Source organism: Escherichia sp. KTE31 (genome assembly GCF_000407925.1).
Taxonomy (GTDB): Bacteria; Pseudomonadota; Gammaproteobacteria; order Enterobacterales; family Enterobacteriaceae; genus Escherichia; species Escherichia ruysiae.
Map to the genome: position 1 here is coordinate 886,427 of NZ_KE136726.1, position 21,887 is coordinate 908,313.

Annotated in this window: 19 protein-coding genes and 1 pseudogene; 16 read left to right on the top strand and 4 right to left on the bottom strand. The window is 50.2% G+C overall.

Annotated features, from left to right (window positions below; all coding sequences use genetic code 11):
- The first annotated feature begins 36 nt into the window (after window positions 1-36).
- From WES_RS01515 to WES_RS01450, 14 genes are all read left to right on the top strand, one after another.
- Window positions 37-354, top strand: coding sequence for a phage tail assembly protein (locus tag WES_RS01515; RefSeq protein WP_016159862.1), 318 nt, complete (start codon window positions 37-39; stop codon window positions 352-354).
- Between the two features lie 189 nt (window positions 355-543).
- Complete coding sequence (locus tag WES_RS01510; protein ID WP_016159861.1) at window positions 544-2,904, top strand: phage tail tape measure protein; 2,361 nt, start codon at window positions 544-546, stop codon at window positions 2,902-2,904.
- Entirely contained in the window at window positions 2,904-3,857 is a 954-nt protein-coding gene (locus tag WES_RS01505) for a phage tail protein (RefSeq protein ID WP_016159860.1), read from the top strand. The genes WES_RS01510 and WES_RS01505 overlap by 1 nt, the downstream gene beginning before the upstream one ends.
- The gene (locus WES_RS01500; RefSeq protein WP_016159859.1) at window positions 3,857-4,066 is read left to right on the top strand and encodes a tail protein X; all 210 of its coding nucleotides are present in this window, start codon (window positions 3,857-3,859) and stop codon (window positions 4,064-4,066) included. Before WES_RS01505 ends, WES_RS01500 begins: the two co-directional genes overlap by 1 nt.
- A complete protein-coding gene (locus WES_RS01495; protein ID WP_016159858.1) occupies window positions 4,054-5,094 on the top strand; it encodes a phage late control D family protein in 1,041 nt (346 codons plus the stop codon). Before WES_RS01500 ends, WES_RS01495 begins: the two co-directional genes overlap by 13 nt.
- Window positions 5,095-5,103: 9 nt before the next feature.
- Window positions 5,104-5,805, top strand: a complete 702-nt coding sequence (locus tag WES_RS01490; protein ID WP_016159857.1) for a phage baseplate assembly protein V — start codon at window positions 5,104-5,106, stop codon at window positions 5,803-5,805.
- 98 nt (window positions 5,806-5,903) lie between these two features.
- On the top strand, window positions 5,904-6,263 hold the full coding sequence (locus tag WES_RS01485; RefSeq protein ID WP_001093498.1) for a GPW/gp25 family protein: 360 nt from the start codon (window positions 5,904-5,906) through the stop codon (window positions 6,261-6,263).
- Window positions 6,254-7,369 carry a baseplate assembly protein gene (locus WES_RS01480; RefSeq protein WP_016159856.1) on the top strand — a complete coding sequence of 372 codons (1,116 nt, stop codon included), beginning with the start codon at window positions 6,254-6,256 and terminating at the stop codon, window positions 7,367-7,369. Before WES_RS01485 ends, WES_RS01480 begins: the two co-directional genes overlap by 10 nt.
- Window positions 7,362-8,078, top strand: coding sequence for a phage tail protein I (locus WES_RS01475; protein WP_016159855.1), 717 nt, complete (start codon window positions 7,362-7,364; stop codon window positions 8,076-8,078). Before WES_RS01480 ends, WES_RS01475 begins: the two co-directional genes overlap by 8 nt.
- A gap of 2 nt (window positions 8,079-8,080) precedes the next feature.
- The gene (locus tag WES_RS01470) at window positions 8,081-9,577 is read left to right on the top strand and encodes a tail fiber protein (RefSeq protein WP_016235259.1); all 1,497 of its coding nucleotides are present in this window, start codon (window positions 8,081-8,083) and stop codon (window positions 9,575-9,577) included.
- Window positions 9,577-10,230, top strand: coding sequence for a DUF4376 domain-containing protein (locus tag WES_RS01465; protein ID WP_016159853.1), 654 nt, complete (start codon window positions 9,577-9,579; stop codon window positions 10,228-10,230). Before WES_RS01470 ends, WES_RS01465 begins: the two co-directional genes overlap by 1 nt.
- Entirely contained in the window at window positions 10,227-10,682 is a 456-nt protein-coding gene (locus WES_RS01460) for a hypothetical protein (protein ID WP_016159852.1), read from the top strand. Before WES_RS01465 ends, WES_RS01460 begins: the two co-directional genes overlap by 4 nt.
- Before the next feature lie 509 nt (window positions 10,683-11,191).
- Window positions 11,192-12,343: a lipopolysaccharide N-acetylglucosaminyltransferase gene (locus WES_RS01455; protein WP_016159851.1), complete on the top strand. Its 1,152-nt coding sequence runs from the start codon at window positions 11,192-11,194 to the stop codon at window positions 12,341-12,343.
- A gap of 240 nt (window positions 12,344-12,583) precedes the next feature.
- Window positions 12,584-12,856 (top strand): YjbD family protein, encoded by a 273-nt coding sequence (locus WES_RS01450; protein ID WP_001207629.1) that lies wholly within the window; start codon window positions 12,584-12,586, stop codon window positions 12,854-12,856.
- On the opposite strand, the gene rluF is transcribed toward WES_RS01450, so the two are convergent.
- Both rluF and WES_RS23280 read right to left on the bottom strand, forming a co-directional pair.
- A complete protein-coding gene (rluF, locus tag WES_RS01445; RefSeq protein WP_000936363.1) occupies window positions 12,857-13,729 on the bottom strand; it encodes a 23S rRNA pseudouridine(2604) synthase RluF in 873 nt (290 codons plus the stop codon). It lies immediately after the preceding gene.
- A 375-nt stretch (window positions 13,730-14,104) separates the two neighbouring features.
- A pseudogene (locus tag WES_RS23280) lies at window positions 14,105-14,398 on the bottom strand (type II toxin-antitoxin system CcdA family antitoxin).
- 186 nt (window positions 14,399-14,584) lie between these two features.
- Between WES_RS23280 and pepE the strand changes: the two are divergent.
- Entirely contained in the window at window positions 14,585-15,274 is a 690-nt protein-coding gene (gene pepE, locus WES_RS01440) for a dipeptidase PepE (protein WP_000421752.1), read from the top strand.
- Window positions 15,275-15,364: 90 nt separating this feature from the next.
- On the opposite strand, the gene WES_RS01435 is transcribed toward pepE, so the two are convergent.
- A complete protein-coding gene (locus tag WES_RS01435; RefSeq protein WP_000956836.1) occupies window positions 15,365-16,996 on the bottom strand; it encodes a Na/Pi cotransporter family protein in 1,632 nt (543 codons plus the stop codon).
- 169 nt (window positions 16,997-17,165) lie between these two features.
- On the bottom strand, window positions 17,166-20,849 hold the full coding sequence (metH, locus tag WES_RS01430; protein WP_016235260.1) for a methionine synthase: 3,684 nt from the start codon (window positions 20,847-20,849) through the stop codon (window positions 17,166-17,168).
- 199 nt (window positions 20,850-21,048) lie between these two features.
- Between metH and iclR the strand changes: the two genes are divergently transcribed.
- Window positions 21,049-21,873, top strand: a complete 825-nt coding sequence (gene iclR, locus WES_RS01425) for a glyoxylate bypass operon transcriptional repressor IclR (protein ID WP_000226403.1) — start codon at window positions 21,049-21,051, stop codon at window positions 21,871-21,873.
- Window positions 21,874-21,887: the final 14 nt, after the last annotated feature.

The window sequence follows — 21,887 nt, forward strand, 5'->3', positions numbered from 1 at the left end:
CGGCCCCGATTTCCGCATGACCAATAAGGATACAAAATGAAAGAACATTATACCTTACAGTTCCCGTTTACTTCAGCGGCGGGAGACGTAATTAACACTCTGCAATTACGTCGCCTGAAAGTAAAAGATATGCGCAACGCGCGCCGGATCAGCGAAAAACCAGAAGAATGGGATGAACCGCTAATGGCTGCAATGACCGGACTGGTGCCAGAAGATTTAGCTGAAATGGATTTGCTGGATTACCAGGCATTGCAGAAACGATTTCAATCCATGCTTAGCGTGGCTACAGAATCCGCCACTGTTATGGCAAGCGATGGCGTTACTGGCGAGATGGTTTCGCTTTCCGCCCAGTGAGATAGACGCCCTTACCGTCGATGACTTTAGCAACTGGCTGGATGAAGCCAACGCCCAAATAAAAATCGAATATGACTCGCAGACCTGATGTCTGCGAGTTTCCCAAGCCCGTCAGGTTTATTTCTTCCCTGCCCTTTTTTTTAGAAAAATAACCAGCGGGCCATTATCAATATTTAAAGAGAAACAATTTTGGCCAACGATATTATTACCCAGCTTCAGGCGCGTAATGAGACGTTGACGCAGGCAATAGCCCGTTACGGCTCACTCAACGCCAGAACATTGTTAACTCTCTCTACTCAGCAAGCGACAGTTATCAAACTAACGCAGCGACTTGCCGATTCCGCTCTCCGCCTGGAGGAAAATAGCCGCAGCCGCGCTAATCTGATGGAGAAAACCCAAACATTTGCCGGGCAATTTAGCAAAGTATTCAATGTTGAAGCCCCCGACTGGAAGTTGCCGTATGAGTTTCAGGACAATATGGTCAATATGGCGACCAAAGGTGGGATGAGTGATGCCACTCGCGAGACGCTCAGCCTTAATCTGCGCGACTGGAGTATGGATTTTAACCAGCAGCAGACCACGTTACAGTCCGCCGCTCTGACCTTAGTTGAAGGCAACATATCGTCCTTGCAGGATCTCAACCGCTATATGCCGGAGATCGCCAAAGCCGCCACCGCCACGCGCGACAGCGCCGAAACATGGGCGAAAGCCGCGCTCGCGACTCATGATCGACTGAATATTGCCCCGGAAAATTTCCACGCTGCGCAAAACATGATGTACAGCGTTACCAAAAGCGGTGGGCCTGCCATTGCCGAACAAACGCAGTGGATAGAGAAATTTGCAGGTAAAACCGGCGCTCAGGGTCTGGAAGGTATGGCTGAACTGACCGCCACCATGCAGATCGCCATGAAAAACGGTGCCAGCGCCAGTGCAGCGGCGGAGAATTTCGACCATTTTCTACAAACCACATTTTCGAAAAAAACCGATAACTGGTTCGCCAGCCAGGGCGTCGATCTGCAAGGTTCTCTGCTGGAGCATCAGCAAAACGGTATGGGTGTTAGCGAAGCTATGACTCATATCGTGCAAATGCAGCTTGAGAAGATGAATCCGGCGATCCTCGATACCTTCAAACGCACCATGCAGATTGAAGATTTATCTGCCCGCAGCAATGCGCTGCAATCGATGGTGACGCAGTTTAATCTGGGCGAAATGTTCGGCGATGCGCAAACGGTGGAATTCCTGGCCCCTATGCTGGCGAACATGGAAGAGTATCGCCAGCTAAAAGCCTCTGCCATGCAAGCCACCAGCAAGAATCTGATTGATGCCGACTTTTCTGCGCAAATGGCTTCGCCCATTGAACAGACTAAAGCGTTACAACTGGCGTTAAATGATTTATGGCTCAGCATTGGCTTGCAGCTTATGCCGGCGATTGGCGAGCTGGCGCAAAGCCTTGCGCCGGTTATTCGCCAGTTCAGCGCCTGGCTACGCGAACACCCGGCACTAGTGCAAAACATTGCGAAAATCGTCGGGGCGATTTGGCTGTTTAACGGTGCGCTGAATGTTTTAAAGCTGGGCGCGAACTTCATCGCCTCGCCGTTTATTCGTCTGGTCGATATCTTCCTGAAAGTCAGGGCAAGTCTGGCGCTCGGAGGCGCAGCGAGTAAGGTGCTATCGGCGGTTAAGTCATTGGGTGGCGGCGCAAAATGGCTAACGCAACTGCTTGGTCGTGGCCTGAGCGGAGCATTGAAACTGGTTGGTCGGACCGTTCTCTCACTAGGCCGGGTGCTACTGATGAATCCCATTGGTCTGGTCATCACTGCGATTGCGGGCGCGGCTTATCTGATTTATCGCAACTGGGAACCTATCACCAGGTTCTTTTCCGCCATCTGGAAACGTATTACCACGGCCTTTGACGGTGGCATTGCAGGTATTAGCCGGTTGATTCTCGACTGGTCGCCACTGGGGCTGTTCTACAGCGCCTTTTCCGGTGTGATGAATTGGTTTGGTGTTGAGATGCCTGCGAGTTTTAGCGAGTTCGGCAGCAATATACTGGGTAGCCTGGCCGACGGCATAATGAATGCTTTCCCCGCTCTGAAAGGCATTATTGATCAGGTCAAAAACGCCATGCCAGACTGGCTAAAAGCCACAATGGGGATCGGCACAGAAGCATCGGCTGCGACTGTTACAGGCACGACTAATACCGCATCAGTCTCCCCCGCGACCGTTGTTCCAGGCGTTGCCGGTGCGCTTTTAACGCCGCCTGTGGGCAAACAACTCGCGCCATCCAGCAAAACGACAACGCCGTCATCGGCGCCAGTGGCAAAACCCGCGTCGGCCTCTTTACCAAGTAAATCCGTAACCAAACCGGCGACGCTACCCTCCCGTTCCCCAGGAAAAGTCCAGGTGAATTTTTCGCCACAAATTACCGTGCAGGGTAACGGACAAAACACCACTAAAGACATTCAGAACGTGTTGACGATGAGTAAACGCGAACTGGAAAGAATGATTAACGACGTAATGGCGCAGCAACAGCGCCGGGGGTATGCCTGATGTATGCCGTTTTAGGAGAGATTGAATTTAAGGTTGTCACATTCTGGGACGGCTTTAAAAGCACAATGGGCGTGGATTACGCCACACATGCCCGTATTGAAGGCAAACCTGGCGTGCAGTTTATTGGCGATAAGCTGGACATGCTGGCGCTGGAATTTTCCCTGCACAGCCAGTTTTGCCAACCCACAACAGAGCTGAATCGACTGCGTGAAGCCATGCTTGCCCACAAAGCAATGGCGCTGGTGTTTGGCAACGGTGATTATCGCGGCTGGTTTGTAATTACAGAGTTAACCGCCACTCACCAGCACACCGATCCCTGGGGCAATGTCATTGCCCAAAGCGGAACAATGTCGCTCCAGGAGTATACCGGCGATCCGAAAAACCCACTCCTGCCCCCGGCGATTACCACCCAGGAGCCTAATATTGACGAAAAGGCGAGCGATTTTCCGGACAAGGTGGAGTCCTGGTTGGATCAGATATTGAACGCCATTGAAGAAGGTATGCGCAAAGCCAAAGAGATGATCGATGAACTGGCGCAATCCATTGAAGATATTAAAAAAACAGTGGCAAAGGTTAAAGCACTGATTAAAGAGGCCAAAGCGTTAAAAGAAAAGTGTGAAAAGATAATTACGTCGTTGAAAAAGACTATCGATGCCATCGAAACCCTGTTTAAACAGCCGATGGATCTGCAAACGCTGGCAGGATTACCAAAAGCGTTGTCGGCGCAGATTAAAGCATTGCTGGGTAGCCTGCCGGGTATCCGCGACTGCGCCAAAGACGCCGGGACACTGGTTGACCATGCACAAGAACTGTTTGGCAGCATCACCAGCGCCATCGCCGAAGCAACTTTCGATAAAGCCACAACGTTGGTTGAGCAGGCGCGTACAACGGTACAGCAAACCACTCCCGCAGTGACTCAGCTCGCTGCCGCGACCATTACGAGGAGCTGGTAATGCGATACCTTGAACATATCACCACCGACGGCGAACGCTGGGATAACCTGGCATGGCATTACTACGGTGATGCACTGGCTTATGAACGCATTATCGCCGCCAATCCACATGTCGCCATTTATCCGGTACTGCCTGCCGGTATTCAGCTCATTATTCCGGTCATTACCGTCAACAAGACCGTATCGGAGATCCCACCATGGCTGAGATAAGCGTAACTGGCGGCGTCTTTGCCACGCTCGCGCCCATTTTTACCCTCTGGTATGGGCATAAAGATATCACTTATGACATCACGCCTTATGTCACCAGCATCAGTTACCAGGACAGTATTAAAAACGAGTCGGATACCATCGCGATTACACTGGATGACACCGATGGACGCTGGATAAAAGAGTGGTATCCCGGCAAAGGCGATACGCTGGCGCTGCACATAGGTTATCAGGGGGAAAAACTGCTCGATTGTGGTCAATATATCATTGATAAAATTGACATTTCAGCACCACCTTCCACGGTAAATATTGATGGCATCGCCACTTCCGTCAATCAGGCGCTGCGCACCCGTAACAGTCAGGGCTTTGAAGAGACAACGCTTTCAGCCATCGCCAGCCGTATCGCGCAAACTCACGGCCTGACGCTGGTGGGCAAAATCGAGCCGCTGACGATTGACCGGGTGACACAGTACGGCGAAACCGATGTCGGATTTCTCAAGCGCCTGGCCAGCGAATATGGCTATGCGGTAAAGGTGACCACCAAAGAACTGATTTTTTCGCATTTACCCACGCTGCGCTGCCTGGCGCCGGTGAAAAAGATCGACCGCAAAGACGTTTCGCATTTCACCTTCAAAGATACCATTAACCGCATCTACAAAAACGCCACCGTACAGCATCAAAATAGTAAGAAAAAAGAACTGGTTATCTACACTCACGACAGCCAGCAAAAGCCGTCTGCCCGTGGAGTCGGCACCAGTGCCGACACGCTGAAACTGAACAGTCGGGCGCCGGACGTTGGCGCGGCGCAGGCAAAGGCCAACGCCGCGCTCGACAGCCACAACGAATATCAACAAACCGGAACGCTCAGGATGATGGGCTGCCCGGAACTGACGGCAGGCAATAAAATCGAGCTAACCGATTTTGGTGTACTTTCCGGTCAGTGGCTGATTGATAAATCGACTCACAGTTTTGTGCGCAGCGGCTATATCACTGAAATCGACATTTCACGCGGGCCAGCAACCAGCCAGTAAGGAGGCAATATGAAAGGAGTAACCCGGCAAACGGGGATTATCAGCGATATTGACGAAACCAGCGTTCGGGTGCGGGTCACGCTACCAGAGTGTGACAATCTGAAGAGTAACTGGCTTGCGGTGCTGCAGCGCAATTCTCAGGACAATAAGGATTACTGGCTACCGGATATGGGCGAACAGGTGGAAGTTCTGCTGGATGATAACGGTGAAGATGGCGTGGTGCTGGGCGCAGTATATTCAACGGTAGACACTGCGCCAGTAGCATCGCGCGACAAACGCTATGTCCAGTTTTCTGATGGCGCAGCGTTTGAATATGACCGCAGCACCCACCAGCTTACGATTAATGGTGGCATCGAAAAAATCGTGATTGAGGTTATTGACCGTACCAGCCTGACATCGCCCAACGTTGAGGTTAAAGCCCAACACGTCACCGTGACTTCCGACACTGTTGATGTGAAAGCCACCGATGTCAGCATTGAAGCCAGTAAGGTCGATGTTAAAGCGGCAGCAGTGACGGTAGATGCGCCCATGAGCACCTTTACCGGCAACGTCACGGTGATGAAAAAACTCACCTGGCTTGGTGGCATGGCAGGAAGTGGAGGCATCGGCAACGCCGCCACGATAACCGGCAATGTCAACGTGATTGGTAACGTTCAGGCCAGCGGCACATTGCAGGACAGCGGTGGCAACTCCAACCACCATTCACACTGACGTTTAACCCGCCTGATGGCGGGTTTTCTCTTTTTAATCAATCAGTTTTCTAAATCGCTTTAATATCCCCGCCGCCTGTTCAGGGCGAAAATACCCTCATGAACACGAAAACACGCCCCTCTACGCTGCACTGGCAACCCGCCTTGCAGCGGCCTGAAGAATACGTCTGCGGACTGGATGATATTCACCAGGCAATACACATCATTCTGCGCACACCGCGCGGCAGTGATCCCCACAGACCGCTGTTTGGCAGCAACTTGTGGCACTACATCGATTATCCCATCGAGCGGGCGATCCCGCATGTGGTAAGGGAGTCGGTAGAGGCCATCCGCCAGTGGGAACCGCGCTGCCGGTTGCTGAAGGTGACACCGGTAATCGACGGGGAACATCTGACGTTACGTGTGCAATGGCGCGCCGCTGACGGCGTAATCAACTCAACGGAGGTGTTATGGCGATAGCCGAACCCGATTTTATTGACCGCGATCCTGCGCAAATTACCAGCGAGATGATTGCGCAGTACGAAGATGCCAGCGGCAAAAAGCTCTACCCGGCACAGGCCGAGCGGTTGCTGATTGACCTTTTTGCCTATCGTGAAAACCTTGTACGCATCGCCATTCAGGAAGTGGCGAAACAGAATCTGGTCGCGTATTCCCGCGCGCCAATGCTGGATTATTTAGGTGAGCTGGTGGGCGTTCACCGCTTACCTGCACAACCGGCAAAAACCACGTTGCAGTTTTCGGTAGCCAGTAAGAATCGAAATAACATTCTAATTCCACAAGGAACACGTGCCAGCGCCTCTGACAGCGTGATGTTTGCTACCGATGAAGATGTTCTGATTCCGGCGGGAAGTTTGCATATAGCCGTTCCCGCCACCAGTCTGGCAACAGGCGAAGCGGGCAATGGCTGGCAGCCTGCACAGATTAGCGCCCTTGTTGACAGGATTGGTTATTACGATATCAGCGTGACCAACCTGACGGCCTCAACCGGCGGCTGCGGTGAAGAGAGCGATGACGCACTACGCCAGCGGATCCAACTGGCGCCGGAAAGTTTCAGCAATGCGGGCAGCTATGGTGCCTACCGCTTTCATACGCTTTCCGTAAGCCAGTCGATTATTGACGTCGCGGTACTGGGGCCGGACGAAGGATTGCCAGAAGGCTGCGTGGAGATCTACCCGCTAACGCTGAATGGTCTGCCGGGCGTGGAACTGCTCGCGCAAATTGAACTGGAGGTTAGCAAGGAGAAAAAACGTCCGCTGACCGACAAAGTAAGTGCGAAATGCGCCGTTAGGGTGCCGTATGAAATCCGTGCGCAGCTCACACTGTTTACCACTGCCGATCAGGAGACAACGCTGGCTGCGGCGCGTAAAGCGATTAGCCTCTGGACGCAACAGCGGCAGAAACATCTGGGACAGGACATTGTGCCAAACCAGATAATCAAAGTGTTACAAGTCGATGGTGTCTATGACGTTGCGCTGAATATGCCTACAAAACGTATTTTGCAGGCGCATGAGTGGGCGGAATGCACCGCGATAGACGTCACGATTGCCGGAGTCAGCGATGGATAAATTGCTGCCGCCACCGCCGCTTGCCAGCGATGAGCGTTTTTCAACTCTGGCAAATATCGCCACCGAGCGTTTTGCCCAACTCGATCTGACAGCGTTGATGGTTTATCTGGTAGACCTGGTTGATGCTTCGGCATTACCTGCCCTTGCAGAACAATTTCACGTTCAGGGGCTGGAAGGTTGGTTATTTACCACTGATGAACGGGAGAAGCGCGAGTTAATTAAGCAAGCCATTGAGCTGCATAAATATAAAGGAACGATTTGGGCGGTACGGCGGGTGCTGGAAATACTTTCGCTACCAGGAACTATTTCAGAATGGTTTGAATATGGGGGGAAGGCTTATTTTTTTAAGGTTGATATTACACTAGAGGAAAAAGGATTAAATGAAGATGAATTTAATGCACTTATCGCATTAATTCACGAATATAAAAATGTTCGTTCAAAACTTGAAAGCATTACCATCTGGCTTATTAACCAAAGTCAAATGCCAGTTATTGGCAGCGCAATCCAGGGTGGGGAGGTTATTACTGTATTACCCCCTATTGCGGAGAGTATTTGGCAGTCATCGACACTATTTTTAGCGACAGGTTACTGTGTTGAGGAATACATAAATCTCTTTCCGTATCAACCTGATCGCATTACACAATCCCAACCGATTCATGTCGGCACAGGATACTGGAGTACCGAAATTATGTCTGTATACCCGGAGTAAGTATGGCAAGTGAATTTTTTACAATATTAACCACCGCAGGCAAATCAAAAATTGCCTCTGCGCTGGCGGAGCAAAAACAGATCCGCCTACAAACTATGGTGGTCGGCGATGGCAATGGTCATTATGTCGAGCCGACAGAAAGTCAAACCAAAGTTGTGCATGAAGTCTGGCGTGGGCAACTAAATACCTTAAAAATTGCGCCTGATAATCCAGCCTGGGTTATCGCAGAGACGATTATTCCTGAACAAGTAGGTGGCTGGTACGTCCGCGAGGTTGGGCTACTGGATGCTGACGGCACACTAGTTGCTATTGGCAAATTTCCGGAAACCTATAAACCGCTATTACCTGCAGGTGCCAGTAAGCAAATTGTTATTCGCGCAGTTATGGAAGTGACCAATGCTGACGCGGTGACGCTTTTGATCGACCCTTCAGTCGTTATAGCAACCAGAGAATATGTCGATGAAACGCTGAAAGAACATCAACAATCACGGAATCATCCTGATGCGACGCTGACGCAGAAAGGTTTTACGCTGCTGAGTAATGCGACCAATAGCGATGATGAAACCAAAGCGGCCACGCCAAAAGCGGTAAAAGCGGCATATGACCTGGCAAATAGTAAAGCCGCCACTAGTCATACTCATGCCTGGAATCAGATTAATGGTATCCCTGACGGTACGCTGACGCAGAAAGGGATCGTTAAACTTAACAACACGACAAATAGCCCCAGTACGGCGGAAGCTGCAACGCCAAGTGCGGTTAAGGCGGTGTATGACCTGGCAAATAGTAAAGCCGCCACTAGTCATACTCATGCCTGGAATCAGATTACTGGTATCCCTGACGGTACGCTGACGCAGAAAGGGATCGTTAAACTTAACAACACGACAAATAGCGCCAGTACGACGGAAGCTGCAACGCCAAGTGCGGTTAAGGCGGTGTATGACCTTGCTAATGGCAAGGCTTCGGCAAGTCATACGCACGCATGGGAGCAGATTACCAACATTCCCGACGCAACTCTTGGTAAGAAAGGAATTGTTCAGCTAAGCAGTATCGTCCCTAGTACCAGTACAACAGAAGCAGCAACGCCATACTCAGTTAAGGTTGCCTATGACCTTGCGAACACTAAAGCTCCGGCAAGCCATGCTCATCCATGGAATCAAATTACTGGTATCCCGGACGGTACGCTGACGCAAAAAGGGATTGTGAAGCTTAATAACACAACAAACAGCACCAGTACGACAGAGGCAGCGACACCCAGTGCGGTGAAGGCAGCAATGGACAAAGCAAATACAGCGTTGAATAACACCACTGCATCTATATCAGATGTCAGACTAGGTGCTAAATTTGATCAGGTTATGGCAAAAGGGGGGCGCTATGAATTCTCTGGTAATGTTCTGACTGGGTTGAGAATTATCGGAGAAGTAGATGGAGATGATCTCGCTATATTTCGCCCACTTCAGATAAAGGTTAGAAATTCTTGGTATACGGTAGGGCAACTTTAATGGAATATAAAAATTTTACACTCTATAAACCAACAGAAAGTATTGGTGGTATTTTTTATCTAAAATCTGCTGACGATGTTGATTGGTACGAGGCACAAAAAAACTTTTCTACCGAAACGTTAAAAATTGCTTATGATAGCACAGGTAGAATTTGCATTGCGGATACTGATGCCTCAGCGATTTGGCCAATAAATTTATCTATCAGTGAGATCTCATCTGAGAATGTTCCTGATGATTTTTCAACAAATGGGAAATGGCTCTGGAATGGCGAAAGTATAATCAGCTCTGTAACAATCGTAACCGCTAAAAAAAATAAAGTAGAGGATATCAAAAATCAACGCGACACCATCACAACCGATTACATCATCATCAACAACCATCACTTCCACAGTGATACAAATAGCCGTATCCAACAGCTTTCACTCACTAAAATGGGAGCGGAGAAAAAAATCCTTCCAGGTTTAATGTGGAAAACTAAAAATAACGGTCTGATTGAGTTAACCAACGAAATCGCTGCCCAGTTTGAATCGGTAACAATAGATCACGATATGCGCCTGTTCGCCAACGCCCAGCGTCATATCGCGGCGGTGGAAGCTCTGGACGATATTCAGGCAGTGCTCGACTACGATTACTCCACAGGCTGGCAACCATGAGTAAAACCACTGTCTGGCTCGCTTGTTATAAGGGCCGAACAGAGCACCGTGGTATTGCCCGACTGGCTGACTGGCTTACCCGTAAAATCACACGCGGTAGTTATTCCCACTGTGAATTAGCCGTTAAGCATGGTGAAAAGAGTTACCTTTGTTACTCTGCATCACTGCGCGATCGCGGTGTACGCGGAAAGATAATGCCGTTACCTGCGGATAAGTGGGATCTATTGCCGCTCCAGGCCAGCCTTCAGGATGTGGAAACTTTTTTCCGTAAACATGATGGCAAACGCTATGACTGGCGCGGAGCCTTAGGAATTATCACCGGCAATAAAGAACAGTGCGATCGCCTGTTTTGCAGTGAATTTTGTGCTGAATTTCTGCAATTAAAAGACAGCTGGCGATACTCACCCAATCACCTGTATGCCTTAGTAAGTAGCTGGCAATCCCATCCGTAAATCACACCGGGCACAATGCCCGGTTCCTTATATACTCTAAATAGCTTATATGGACACCTCCCCGATGCAAGCACGGTCAGACAGAGAAAATGGTCTCTGCGCCTTACTCCGAAAGGGCTGACCGAAAATGGAGAGCTATTCCGCTTGGCTATTTAGAATTAGGCTATAACATATTTATAAAAAATATTATTCCAAACAAAACATTCATGTGAAGAATAAAAATAAATTTTTAAAAATAAATATATTGCGTTATAAATCACTTCAAATATAGTTTGTCCTTTTGGTACCCTCATAGACGATGCGAGGAAACAGCGTGTTTACTGCCTCACTCCTCTGGAAAAGTAAGGTTATCACTAATAAAAATGAGTCAGATAACACGTTGCCGCTGGCACGCCACAAAGATAGAGGCTTAAGTAGGATAACATTCACATACTATGCATATACACTGATTCCTCATTTGCTTATAAAAATTCAATAAAGCAAGGTAACAATAGAAAGGATAGTACGTCATGGTTGATAAAATAATTTTCACTGTTACGCCAATTTTTTCCATTCCTCCACGTTGCGCTGCTGCTGTAGAGACCTGGATTTATCAGGTTGCTAAGATGACAAGAATACCGAATAGAATTGTTTGTATAAAAGAAGAAGGTTATTCTGATATCACTACTGTCAGTGAACGATGCTCAATTCATCGCATCGGATTCGGTCGAATTTATAAACGCATATTTCAGAAATTGACGCGTATAGACCCCCTGCCTTATTCTCAACGAATTTTGAATGTCGCTAACGATTTCAATATTACGGATAACAGTGTAATCGTTGTACATAATAGCATGAAATTATATAGCCAGATTCGTGAGCGTTCACCTCATGCAAAAATAGTGATGCATATGCATAACGCTTATGAGCCAAAAGGAATGGATGCTAATGTCAAAATGCTCGTCCCCAGTAACTATTTAAAAGACTATTATCAGGGTTTTCTTCCTGATGCAGATATCGCTATAGTTCCAAATGGAACAGATCCATATAATACGGATAAGCACTGTGCCAAAATCAACAGATCTGAACTGAACATACCCTCTGACAAGAAGATTATATTTTATGCGGGAAGAATATCTCCTGAAAAAGGATTGATGTTACTTTTACAAGCGTTTGAACTACTCATCAGAACCCGTGATGATATAGAGCTGGTTGTTATCGGAGATTATGCGAGCAAAAGTAAGGGTGAAAAAGGAATTTACCAACAGAAAATTCGAGAATTAGCAAAGCAACTAGGTTCACACTGCCATATGTTAGGAGGTGTCGCTCCTGAGGAAATGCATCGTTATTATTGTTTGGCTGATTTAGTTGTTATTCCATCTCAATTTCAGGAGCCATTTTGTATGGTGGCAATAGAAGCTATGAGTGCAGGTAAACCTGTACTGGTGAGTACTCGAGGTGGAATGATAGAATTTGTAAAAGATAAAGATACTGGCTATCACCTGCAAGAGCTGATGACCCCCAAAACGATTGCTGTGGATATAGAAAAAACACTTAACAATCCTGATTTACTTAGTATTGCCCATCACGGAAAACAATTTGTCCTGGAAAATTATTTATGGTGGCAAGTTACTCACAAGTTTGAAACTGTAATTAGCAATTGGTTTGATTGTTCCAATTAAAACTTTAGCGACGAATTTTATTTTCAGAAATACTACTGATATGGTAAGAAAACAATGCCGGGCTGTATGCCCGGTATATTACTTTTTATCCTAAAATCACAACCAGATCTGAAGCCACGAATTAAAAGAAACAGTCAAATGGATAATTTTTTCAAAAAAAAACATCCTGACTCATTCTCCTATTCTGCTCTGGGGTAAATTCCCGTACACTGAACCCTCTGGCTCACTGAGGGCACCATCATGGCACTCCCCCGTATTACACAAAAAGAAATGACCGAGCGTGAACAGCGCGAATTAAAGACGCTGCTGGATCGGGCGCGTATTGCGCATGGTCGCGTGTTGACCAATGCCGAAACCAATAGCATTAAAAAAGAGTACATTGATAAGCTGATGGTTGAGCGTGAGGCTGAAGCGAAAAAAGCCCGCCAGTTGAAGAAAAAGCAGGCTTATAAACCGGACCCCGAAGCGTCATTCAGTTGGTCGGCAAATACATCGACGCGCGGCAAACGCTGATTAGCGCCCTTTTTTCTTCCGCCCCGGCGAGGTGAAACGCTTACCGTTTGATGCCGGGCGACTACCTTTTTCCGCCGTTTTTTCCATCTTCACCACCGGGCGCTTGATACCCGCCGTTTTCGGTTTGGCCTTCGCTTTGGGTTTTGCCTCGGAAGAGGAATTTTCAATGAGCTTAAAGAGGTCGATTAACTCATCATCAGTTAAATCGCGCCACTCCCCCAGCGGAATGCCGCTTAAGCTGACGTTCATAATCCGAGTACGTTCCAGCTTCTTCACTTCGTAGCCAAAGTGCTCGCACATGCGACGAATCTGTCGGTTCAGCCCCTGCACCAGGGTAATGCGAAAGACAAATGGCGCTTCTTTTTTGACTTTGCATTTTTTGGTCACCGTCCCGAGGATCGGCACACCTGCGCCCATGCCACGAATAAATTCATCGGTAATCGGTTTATCCACCGTCACCAGATACTCTTTCTCATGGTCATTACCCGCACGGAGGATCTTATTCACCAGATCGCCGTGATTGGTGAGGAAAATCAGCCCCTGGGAGTCTTTATCAAGGCGACCAATCGGGAATACGCGTTTACTGTGGTTAACGAAATCGACAATGTTGTCGCGCTCACCATCTTCCGTGGTACTGACAATCCCCACAGGCTTATTCAGGGCGATAAGCACTAAATCTTCGGCTTCCCGAGGCTCAATCAACTGACCGTTTACTTTCACAACGTCGCCGGGTTTCACCTGATCGCCAATGGTGGCACGCTTGCCATTAAGGAACACATTGCCTTGCTCGATATAGCGATCCGCTTCGCGGCGTGAGCAAATTCCGCTTTCGCTGATGTATTTATTTAAACGGACTGATGAGTCGGGCAGCATAAATTCTCCTGTAAAACGCGGAATATACCGTACCTCTTCCTCCCAAAAAACAGGATTTATGCGGGATGCGATAAGTTACGCGTCTGCATTAATAGCCGTTTAATAGAAAATCGATAGCATCACGCAGTACGATTCGCTGTTGACTAACGTTCTCCCAACTCTTTTAGCGGTATTCCTGTCATCATGTGTGCCATTACCATGTGATCCAGGCCTGCAATTGAAACCACCGGACAAACTTTTACCGGCGATCAAGCCTGACCGCCGGAGCAACAATGGTATGCTTTAATACATTGGCGACAGGATGCTGGAGATTGATGAGATAAGGATAAACGTGCCGCCCACTCCCCAGGTTCTCATAAGCACAATATTGATCCATTAGAATGACCTTTGGTAATCGCTAAATGAACCGTTCTCATCCACCCACTGATTAACCGCGTCGACAGATTCTTTGTTTTCTCGCAACCAGGTTTCTCTCTGATTCTGACGGATTTTTTCCAGTAACGCTTCGGTTAATACCGCCGAGAGATTGAGTTTGAGTTTACGAGCTTCTTCCAGAATCTATGGTGGCAGCGAGGCATTAACAGATTTTTTCACCTTCGATATTGTGCGCATAATTCCCTCCATCATGATGCGCATACTCTGTCTAAAAGTAGCGTAATTAACGAGCATTTTTCCTCCAGTTCCCTTAGAAATTTGTCGAAAAATACATCTACTACGAATACCTGTCACGCCTGATCATTCAAACTTGCGAGGCGCTTTCCAGAAGCAATACGCGACATCGTGAGCCATGTCAGTAAGCGGTTAAAATCACAGTGGTAGCATGGCTCCCGTGATTTCTTACTAACCGGAGAAGTAATGGAACTGCTTTTATTGAGTAACTCGACGCTGCCGGGAAAAGCCTGGCTGGAACATGCGCTGCCGCTGATTGCTGAACAGTTGCAGGGGCGCCGTTCAGCGGTGTTTATTCCTTTCGCTGGCGTAACGCAAACCTGGGATGATTACACCGCCAAAACGGCTGCGGTTCTCGCTCCGCTGGGTGTTTCTGTCACCGGTATTCATAGCGTTGCCGATCCAGTTGCCGCAATTGAAAATGCGGAAATCGTGATTGTCGGCGGTGGCAACACTTTCCAGTTACTGAAGGAATGCCGTGTGCGCGGTCTGCTGGCACCAATTGTTGACGTGGTGAAACGCGGCGCGCTGTACATTGGCTGGAGTGCAGGAGCTAACCTTGCCTGTCCGACTATCCGTACTACCAACGATATGCCAATTGTCGATCCACAAGGTTTCGATGCGCTGGATCTGTTCCCGCTGCAAATCAACCCGCACTTCACCAACGCGCTGCCGGAAGGCCATAAAGGTGAAACGCGCGAGCAGCGTATTCGCGAACTGCTGGTGGTCGCGCCAGAGTTGACGATTATTGGTCTGCCGGAAGGTAACTGGATCACGGTGAGTAAAGGTCACGCTACGCTGGGCGGCCCGAATACCACCTATGTGTTTAAGGCTGGTGAAGAAGCGGTTCCGCTGGAAGCTGGGCACCGTTTTTAAATGAAATTGCCGGATGCATTATCCGGCATCTTGTACACAATGCCTGATGCGACGCTTGACGCGTCTTATCAGGCCTACAGGGTCACGGTATTAATACTCGTCCCGTCCCTCATCTTCATCTGGTTGTTCAAGCACACTGTAAGCGACTGAACAAAACAGCGAGTTCAGACGCTGCATATCTCCCAGCAAGCCTAAATGTAGCGAACTGGTTTCAATACTCTGCACGTTCTGCTGATGCAGGCGATCTACGTGAGCGTGGGAATAACGGCGATTAAGAATGCGAAAACGATGCTTGCTGCGGCGTAAACGACGGGCGCTGGTGACATCGCCAGAGAAGAAAACCGACATTGCCAGTTTTAAATTACTGAGCAATTGCTCATAGAGCGCATCCAGTTCCTTCAACCCATCAATCGAAAATGCCCGCCGCGCTGCCAGCGATTTGTCAGCAATTTCACTACCCATACGCTCGACAATATCGGAAGCCTGTTCCAGATTGAGCGCCATTTCAATGATTTCCGCCCAGCGACGAGACTCTTCCTCCGCCAGTTCCTCTTTTGGCATCCGCGCCAGGTAAAGTTTAATCGCGGTATACAACACGTTGATATCATCCGCCAGCTTACGCAGCTCTTTCTCTTCACGAGGCGCGCCGTGCATCACTTTATTCAGCCCTTCCATCATCTGTTCCATAGCGTCACCGATGCGCAATGTTTCGCGGGCCGCATTGGCCAGAGCAAGCGTTGGCGTATCCAGCGCGCTAACGTCCAGATGTTTCGGTTTCAGATGGGCATCCAGTTCGGGTTCATCGCGAATAATCGTTTTGCAAAACCGCGCCATCGGGTCAACAAATGGCAGCATTACCAGACAGCGCACAAGGTTGTAGAAGACGTGGAAATAGATTACCAGTTCCGCTTTCGGCAAAGGCAGTTTATCCATGGATTCAGCCAGAACATGGACAAACGGCAGGATAATCAGGCTTCCCACCAGCTTAAACAGCAGGCTACCCAGCGCCACACGGCGTGCAGCGGCATTGGCGGCACTGTTGTTAAGCATCGCCAGCAGGCCGGAGCCAAGGTTAGCACCAATCACCAGACAGAGCGCCACCGGGAAAGAGATAATACCTGCGGCAGTCAGAGTGGCGGTCAGCAGTACGGCGGCAAGGCTGGAGTAGCTGATAATGGCGAACATCGCGCCAATCAGCGCATCCAGTAAAATATCGCCAGTCAGCGAGGCAAAGATCACCTGAACGCCGTTTGCCTGGGTGATCGGCGTTACGGCCTGCACAATCAACTCCAGTGCCAGCAAAATCAGCCCAAGACCGATACCGACGCGCCCCAGTTGCCCGGCGCGCGACTGTTTGCGTCCGAGGAAAAAAATCACGCCGATAAAAATAAGTAACGGTGACAGCCAGGATAAATCGAAGGTAAGAATACGCGCCATTAGCGCCGTCCCGACATCTGCCCCCAGCACAATCACCAGAGCCGGTGCGAGGGCAACCAGATCCTGAGCGACAAACGAGGTCACCAGCATGGTGGTGGCATTACTGCTCTGTACCAGTGCGGTAACACCTATTCCCGCGCAAAAGGCGAGTGGCTTCTTTTCGACGCTCCGGCTAAGAACAGTACGTAGGCGCGCACCGAAGACGCGCATTACGCCGGTACGAACAATATGCGTCCCCCAGACCAGCAGGGCGACGGCAGAAAGCAGGTGAAGCAGTGTTAACACGAGTTCAGGTTCTCCTTATCGTTATATGCTCCTGAAACAGATACCGAAGGGGGCGAGCTGCGCTTTTCCGGTCTGATATAAGACCAGTATAAGTGTTTCATATTAATAAAGAGACAGGGCACTCATTGAGCGCCCTGTTTGTTGTAAGGAAAAGTGACAGATTTGTGAATCAGTCCGCGTCATACCCCAGATTCGGCGCCAGCCAGCGTTCAACATCAGCAACGCTCATTCCTTTACGGCGGGCATAGTCTTCGACCTGGTCGCGCTGAATTTGCGCCACGGCGTAATACTTGCTATCCGGGTGGCTGAAATACCAACCCGAAACCGAAGCACCAGGCCACATCGCGAAAGATTCCGTGAGTTTCATGCCGGTGTGTTTTTCCACTTCCAGCAGCTCCCAGATGGTGGCTTTTTCCGTATGTTCCGGGCAGGCAGGGTAGCCTGGTGCCGGGCGGATGCCCTGGTAGTTTTCGCGGATCAGCTCTTCATTGCTGAGATTCTCGTTCGGCGCATAGCCCCAGTAAACTTTACGCACACGCTCATGGAGATACTCCGCAAAAGCTTCGGCCAGTCGGTCGGCAAGAGCTTTCACCATAATTTTGTTGTAATCATCATGCTGCGCTTCGAACGCTTCTGCCAGCGCGTCCTCTTCCAGCCCGCCAGTCACGGCAAATGCGCCAATGTAATCCGCTTTACCAGAAATCTTTGGTGCCACGAAATCCGCAAGGCAGTAGTTGGCGAAGCCGGTTTTTTCCGTCTGTTGGCGTAGATGGTGGCTGACGTTGATCACATGGGTGCGCGTTTCGTCGCGGTAGATTTCAATGTCATCGCCCACACGGTTTGCCGGGAACAGACCAACCACACCGCGTGGATTCAGTGTTTTCTCGGCGCTTAATTTATCCAGCATGTCATTGGCGTCTTTAAACAGGCGTTTCGCCTCAACGCCTACCACTTCATCTTCCAGAATGCGCGGATACTTCCCGGCCAGCGACCAGGTCATAAAGAACGGCGTCCAGTCGATGTAATTACGCAGGGTTTCGATGCTGGCTTCGACTTCCTGCACGCCGAGACGGTGCGCCACCGGCGGCGTGTAAGCCTGCCAGTCAAAAGCGAAGTCGTTATCACGCGCCGCTTCCAGCGTGACCGGCGGTGTACGCGGTTTCTTGCGCCCGTGCTGAATACGCACGGTTTCGTACTCTTTGCGGGTACGAGCGACAAAATCGTCACGCTGAGTGTCGGAAAGCAGCGCCGCCACAACGCCAACGGTGCGCGAGGCGTTTTGTACATACACCGTCGGGCCACTGTAGTTCTGCTCTATTTTCACCGCCGTGTGCGCTTTTGAGGTGGTCGCACCGCCAATCAATAGCGGAATGGTGAAGCCCTGACGCTCCATCTCTTTCGCCACGTTAACCATTTCGTCCAGCGACGGCGTGATCAGCCCCGAAAGGCCAATCAAATCGGCATTCACTTCTCTGGCGGTGCGGAGAATTTTTTCCGCAGGCACCATAACGCCGAGATCGACAATTTCGTAGTTATTACATTGCAGCACCACGCCAACGATATTTTTACCGATATCGTGCACATCACCCTTCACGGTGGCGATCACCATCTTGCCGTTGGTTTTGCCCTGCTCTTTGCTGGCTTCGATAAACGGTTCGAGATATGCCACCGCCTGCTTCATAACGCGTGCCGATTTCACTACCTGCGGCAGGAACATTTTCCCTTCGCCAAACAGATCGCCGACCACGTTCATGCCGTCCATCAGCGGCCCTTCAATCACTTCAATCGGGCGCGTAGCCTGCTGGCGCGCTTCTTCGGTGTCTTGTTCGATAAATTCAGTAATGCCTTTAACCAGTGAGTACTCCAGGCGTTTTTTCACATCCCACGAGCGCCACTCTGCCTGCTGGGCGTTAGCGGTGTCGTCTGTTTTACTACCGCGATATTTCTCGGCAAGTTCCAGTAAACGCTCGGTGCCATCGTCGCGCCGGTTGAGGATCACATCTTCCACCGCGTCGCGCAGTTCAGCGGGCAGGTCGTCGTAAATCGCCAGTTGCCCAGCGTTGACAATCCCCATATCCATGCCGTTGCGAATAGCGTAGTAGAGAAACACCGCGTGAATGGCTTCGCGCACAGGATCGTTACCACGGAACGAGAAGGAAACGTTGGAAACACCGCCGGAGATCAGCGCGTGCGGCAGTTCGCGTTTGATGTCTTCACACGCGCCGATAAAGTCCTGCGCGTAGTTATTGTGCTCTTCAATGCCAGTTGCGACCGCGAAGATGTTCGGGTCAAAGATGATATCTTCCGGCGGAAAGCCAACCTCTTCGGTGAGGATTTTGTACGCCCGACGGCAAATCTCGATTTTCCGCGCGCGGGTATCGGCCTGGCCCTGTTCGTCAAAGGCCATAACCACCACTGCCGCACCGTAACGACGCAACAGTTTTGCGTGATGGATAAAGGCATCGACCCCCTCTTTCATCGAGATGGAGTTAACAATGCCTTTGCCCTGAATACACTTCAGCCCTTTTTCAATGACGTCCCATTTTGAAGAGTCGATCATAATCGGCACGCGGGCAATATCCGGTTCACCCGCAATCAGGCTGAGGAAACGCACCATCGCCGCTTCGGCGTCGAGCATTCCTTCATCCATATTGATATCGATAATCTGCGCGCCGTCTTCCACCTGCTGACGCGCCACATCCAGCGCCTCGCTGTATTTCTCTTCTTTGATCAGGCGTTTGAATTTGGCAGAACCGGTGACGTTAGTCCGCTCGCCGACGTTCACAAACAGGCTATCGTCGCCAATATTCAGCGGCTCCAGGCCGGATAAACGGCAGGCTATGGGGATCTCAGGCAGTTTGCGCGGCGCTAATCCTTCTACTGCACGGCTCATCGCTGCAATATGTTGTGGCGTGGTGCCGCAGCAACCGCCGACGATATTCAGGAAGCCCGCTTCCGCCCATTCGCGAATCTGTTTTGCCATCGTGTCGGCGTCGAGATCGTATTCACCAAAGGCGTTAGGCAGCCCGGCATTCGGGTGAGCGGTGACGTAGCATTCTGCTATTCGCGACAGCTCCTGCACATACTGGCGCAGTTCATCGGGCCCCAGCGCACAGTTGAGGCCGAAAGTCAGGGCTTCGGCATGGCGCAGAGAGTTGTAAAACGCTTCGGTGGTTTGCCCGGAGAGCGTGCGGCCGGAGGCGTCGGTGATGGTGCCGGAGATCATAATCGGCAATTCCACGCCCAGGGCTTCAAACTCCGTTTTCACCGCAAAGACCGCCGCTTTAGCGTTGAGGGTGTCGAAGACAGTTTCAATCAGAATCAGGTCTACACCGCCTTCCACCAGTGCTTTAGTGGATTCGCGATAGGCTGCCACCAGCTGATCAAAGGTAATGTTACGGAATGCCGGGTCGTTTACGTCCGGAGAAATAGATGCCGTGCGGTTGGTTGGGCCGAGAACACCAGCAACGTAGCGCGGTTTCTCTGGCGTGCGGGCGCTCCATTCGTCGGCACAGGCACGCGCCAGTTTCGCCGCCGCAAAGTTGATTTCCGCTGACAGGGATTCCATCTGGTAATCCGCCATCGCAATGGTCGTGGAGTTGAAGGTGTTGGTTTCGATGATATCCGCGCCCGCTTCAAAGTAAGCGTTGTGGATAGCAGCAATCACGCCCGGTTTACTGAGCACCAGCAGGTCATTGTTGCCTTTGAGATCGCACGGCCAGTCGGCAAAGCGTTCACCACGAAAATCGGCTTCGTTCAGTCGATAACTCTGGATCATGGTGCCCATTCCGCCGTCCAGCACCAGAATACGTTCATTTAACTGCGCACGCAGTTGTTCCACTTTGCTGCTCACACTTGCTCCCGACACGCTCAACCCAGATTTAATAAAAATTCAACAAACCATACTGGCATAAACGCATCTGTGGTAAAAGCGACCACTACGCAACATGAGATTTGTTCAACATTAACTCATCGGATCAGTGCAGCAGCTATTGCATTAGTTAACAATAAAAATGAAAATGATTTCCACGATACAGAAAAAGGAGGCTGTCATGGTCGCACCCATCCCCGCAAAACGCGGCAGAAAACCCGCCGTTGCCACCGCACCTGCGACCGGACAGGTTCAGTCTTTAACGCGTGGCCTGAAATTACTGGAGTGGATTGCCGAATCCAATGGCAGCGTAGCGTTAACCGAACTGGCGCAACAAGCCGGATTACCCAACTCTACCACCCACCGACTGCTAACCACGATGCAACAGCAGGGCTTCGTCCGTCAGGTTGGCGAACTGGGTCACTGGGCGATCGGCGCACATGCCTTTATGGTCGGTAGCAGCTTTCTCCAGAGCCGTAATTTGTTAGCCATTGTCCATCCTATTCTGCGCAACCTGATGGAAGAGTCTGGCGAAACGGTCAATATGGCGGTGCTGGATCAAAGCGATCACGAAGCGATTATTATCGACCAGGTACAGTGTACGCATCTGATGCGTATGTCCGCTCCTATCGGCGGTAAATTACCGATGCACGCTTCCGGTGCCGGTAAAGCCTTTTTAGCCCAACTGAGCGAAGAACAGGTGACGAAACTGCTGCATCGTAAAGGGTTACATGCCTATACCCACGCAACGCTGGTTTCTCCTGTGCATTTAAAAGAAGACCTCGCGCAAACGCGCAAGCGGGGTTATTCATTTGACGATGAGGAACATGCGCTGGGACTTCGTTGTCTCGCGGCGTGTATTTTCGATGAGCATCGCGAACCGTTTGCCGCAATTTCGATTTCCGGGCCGATTTCACGTATTACCGATGACCGCGTAACCGAGTTTGGCGCAATGGTGATTAAAGCGGCGAAGGAAGTCACGCTGGCGTATGGTGGAATGCGGTAACTTTTCGCCTCCTA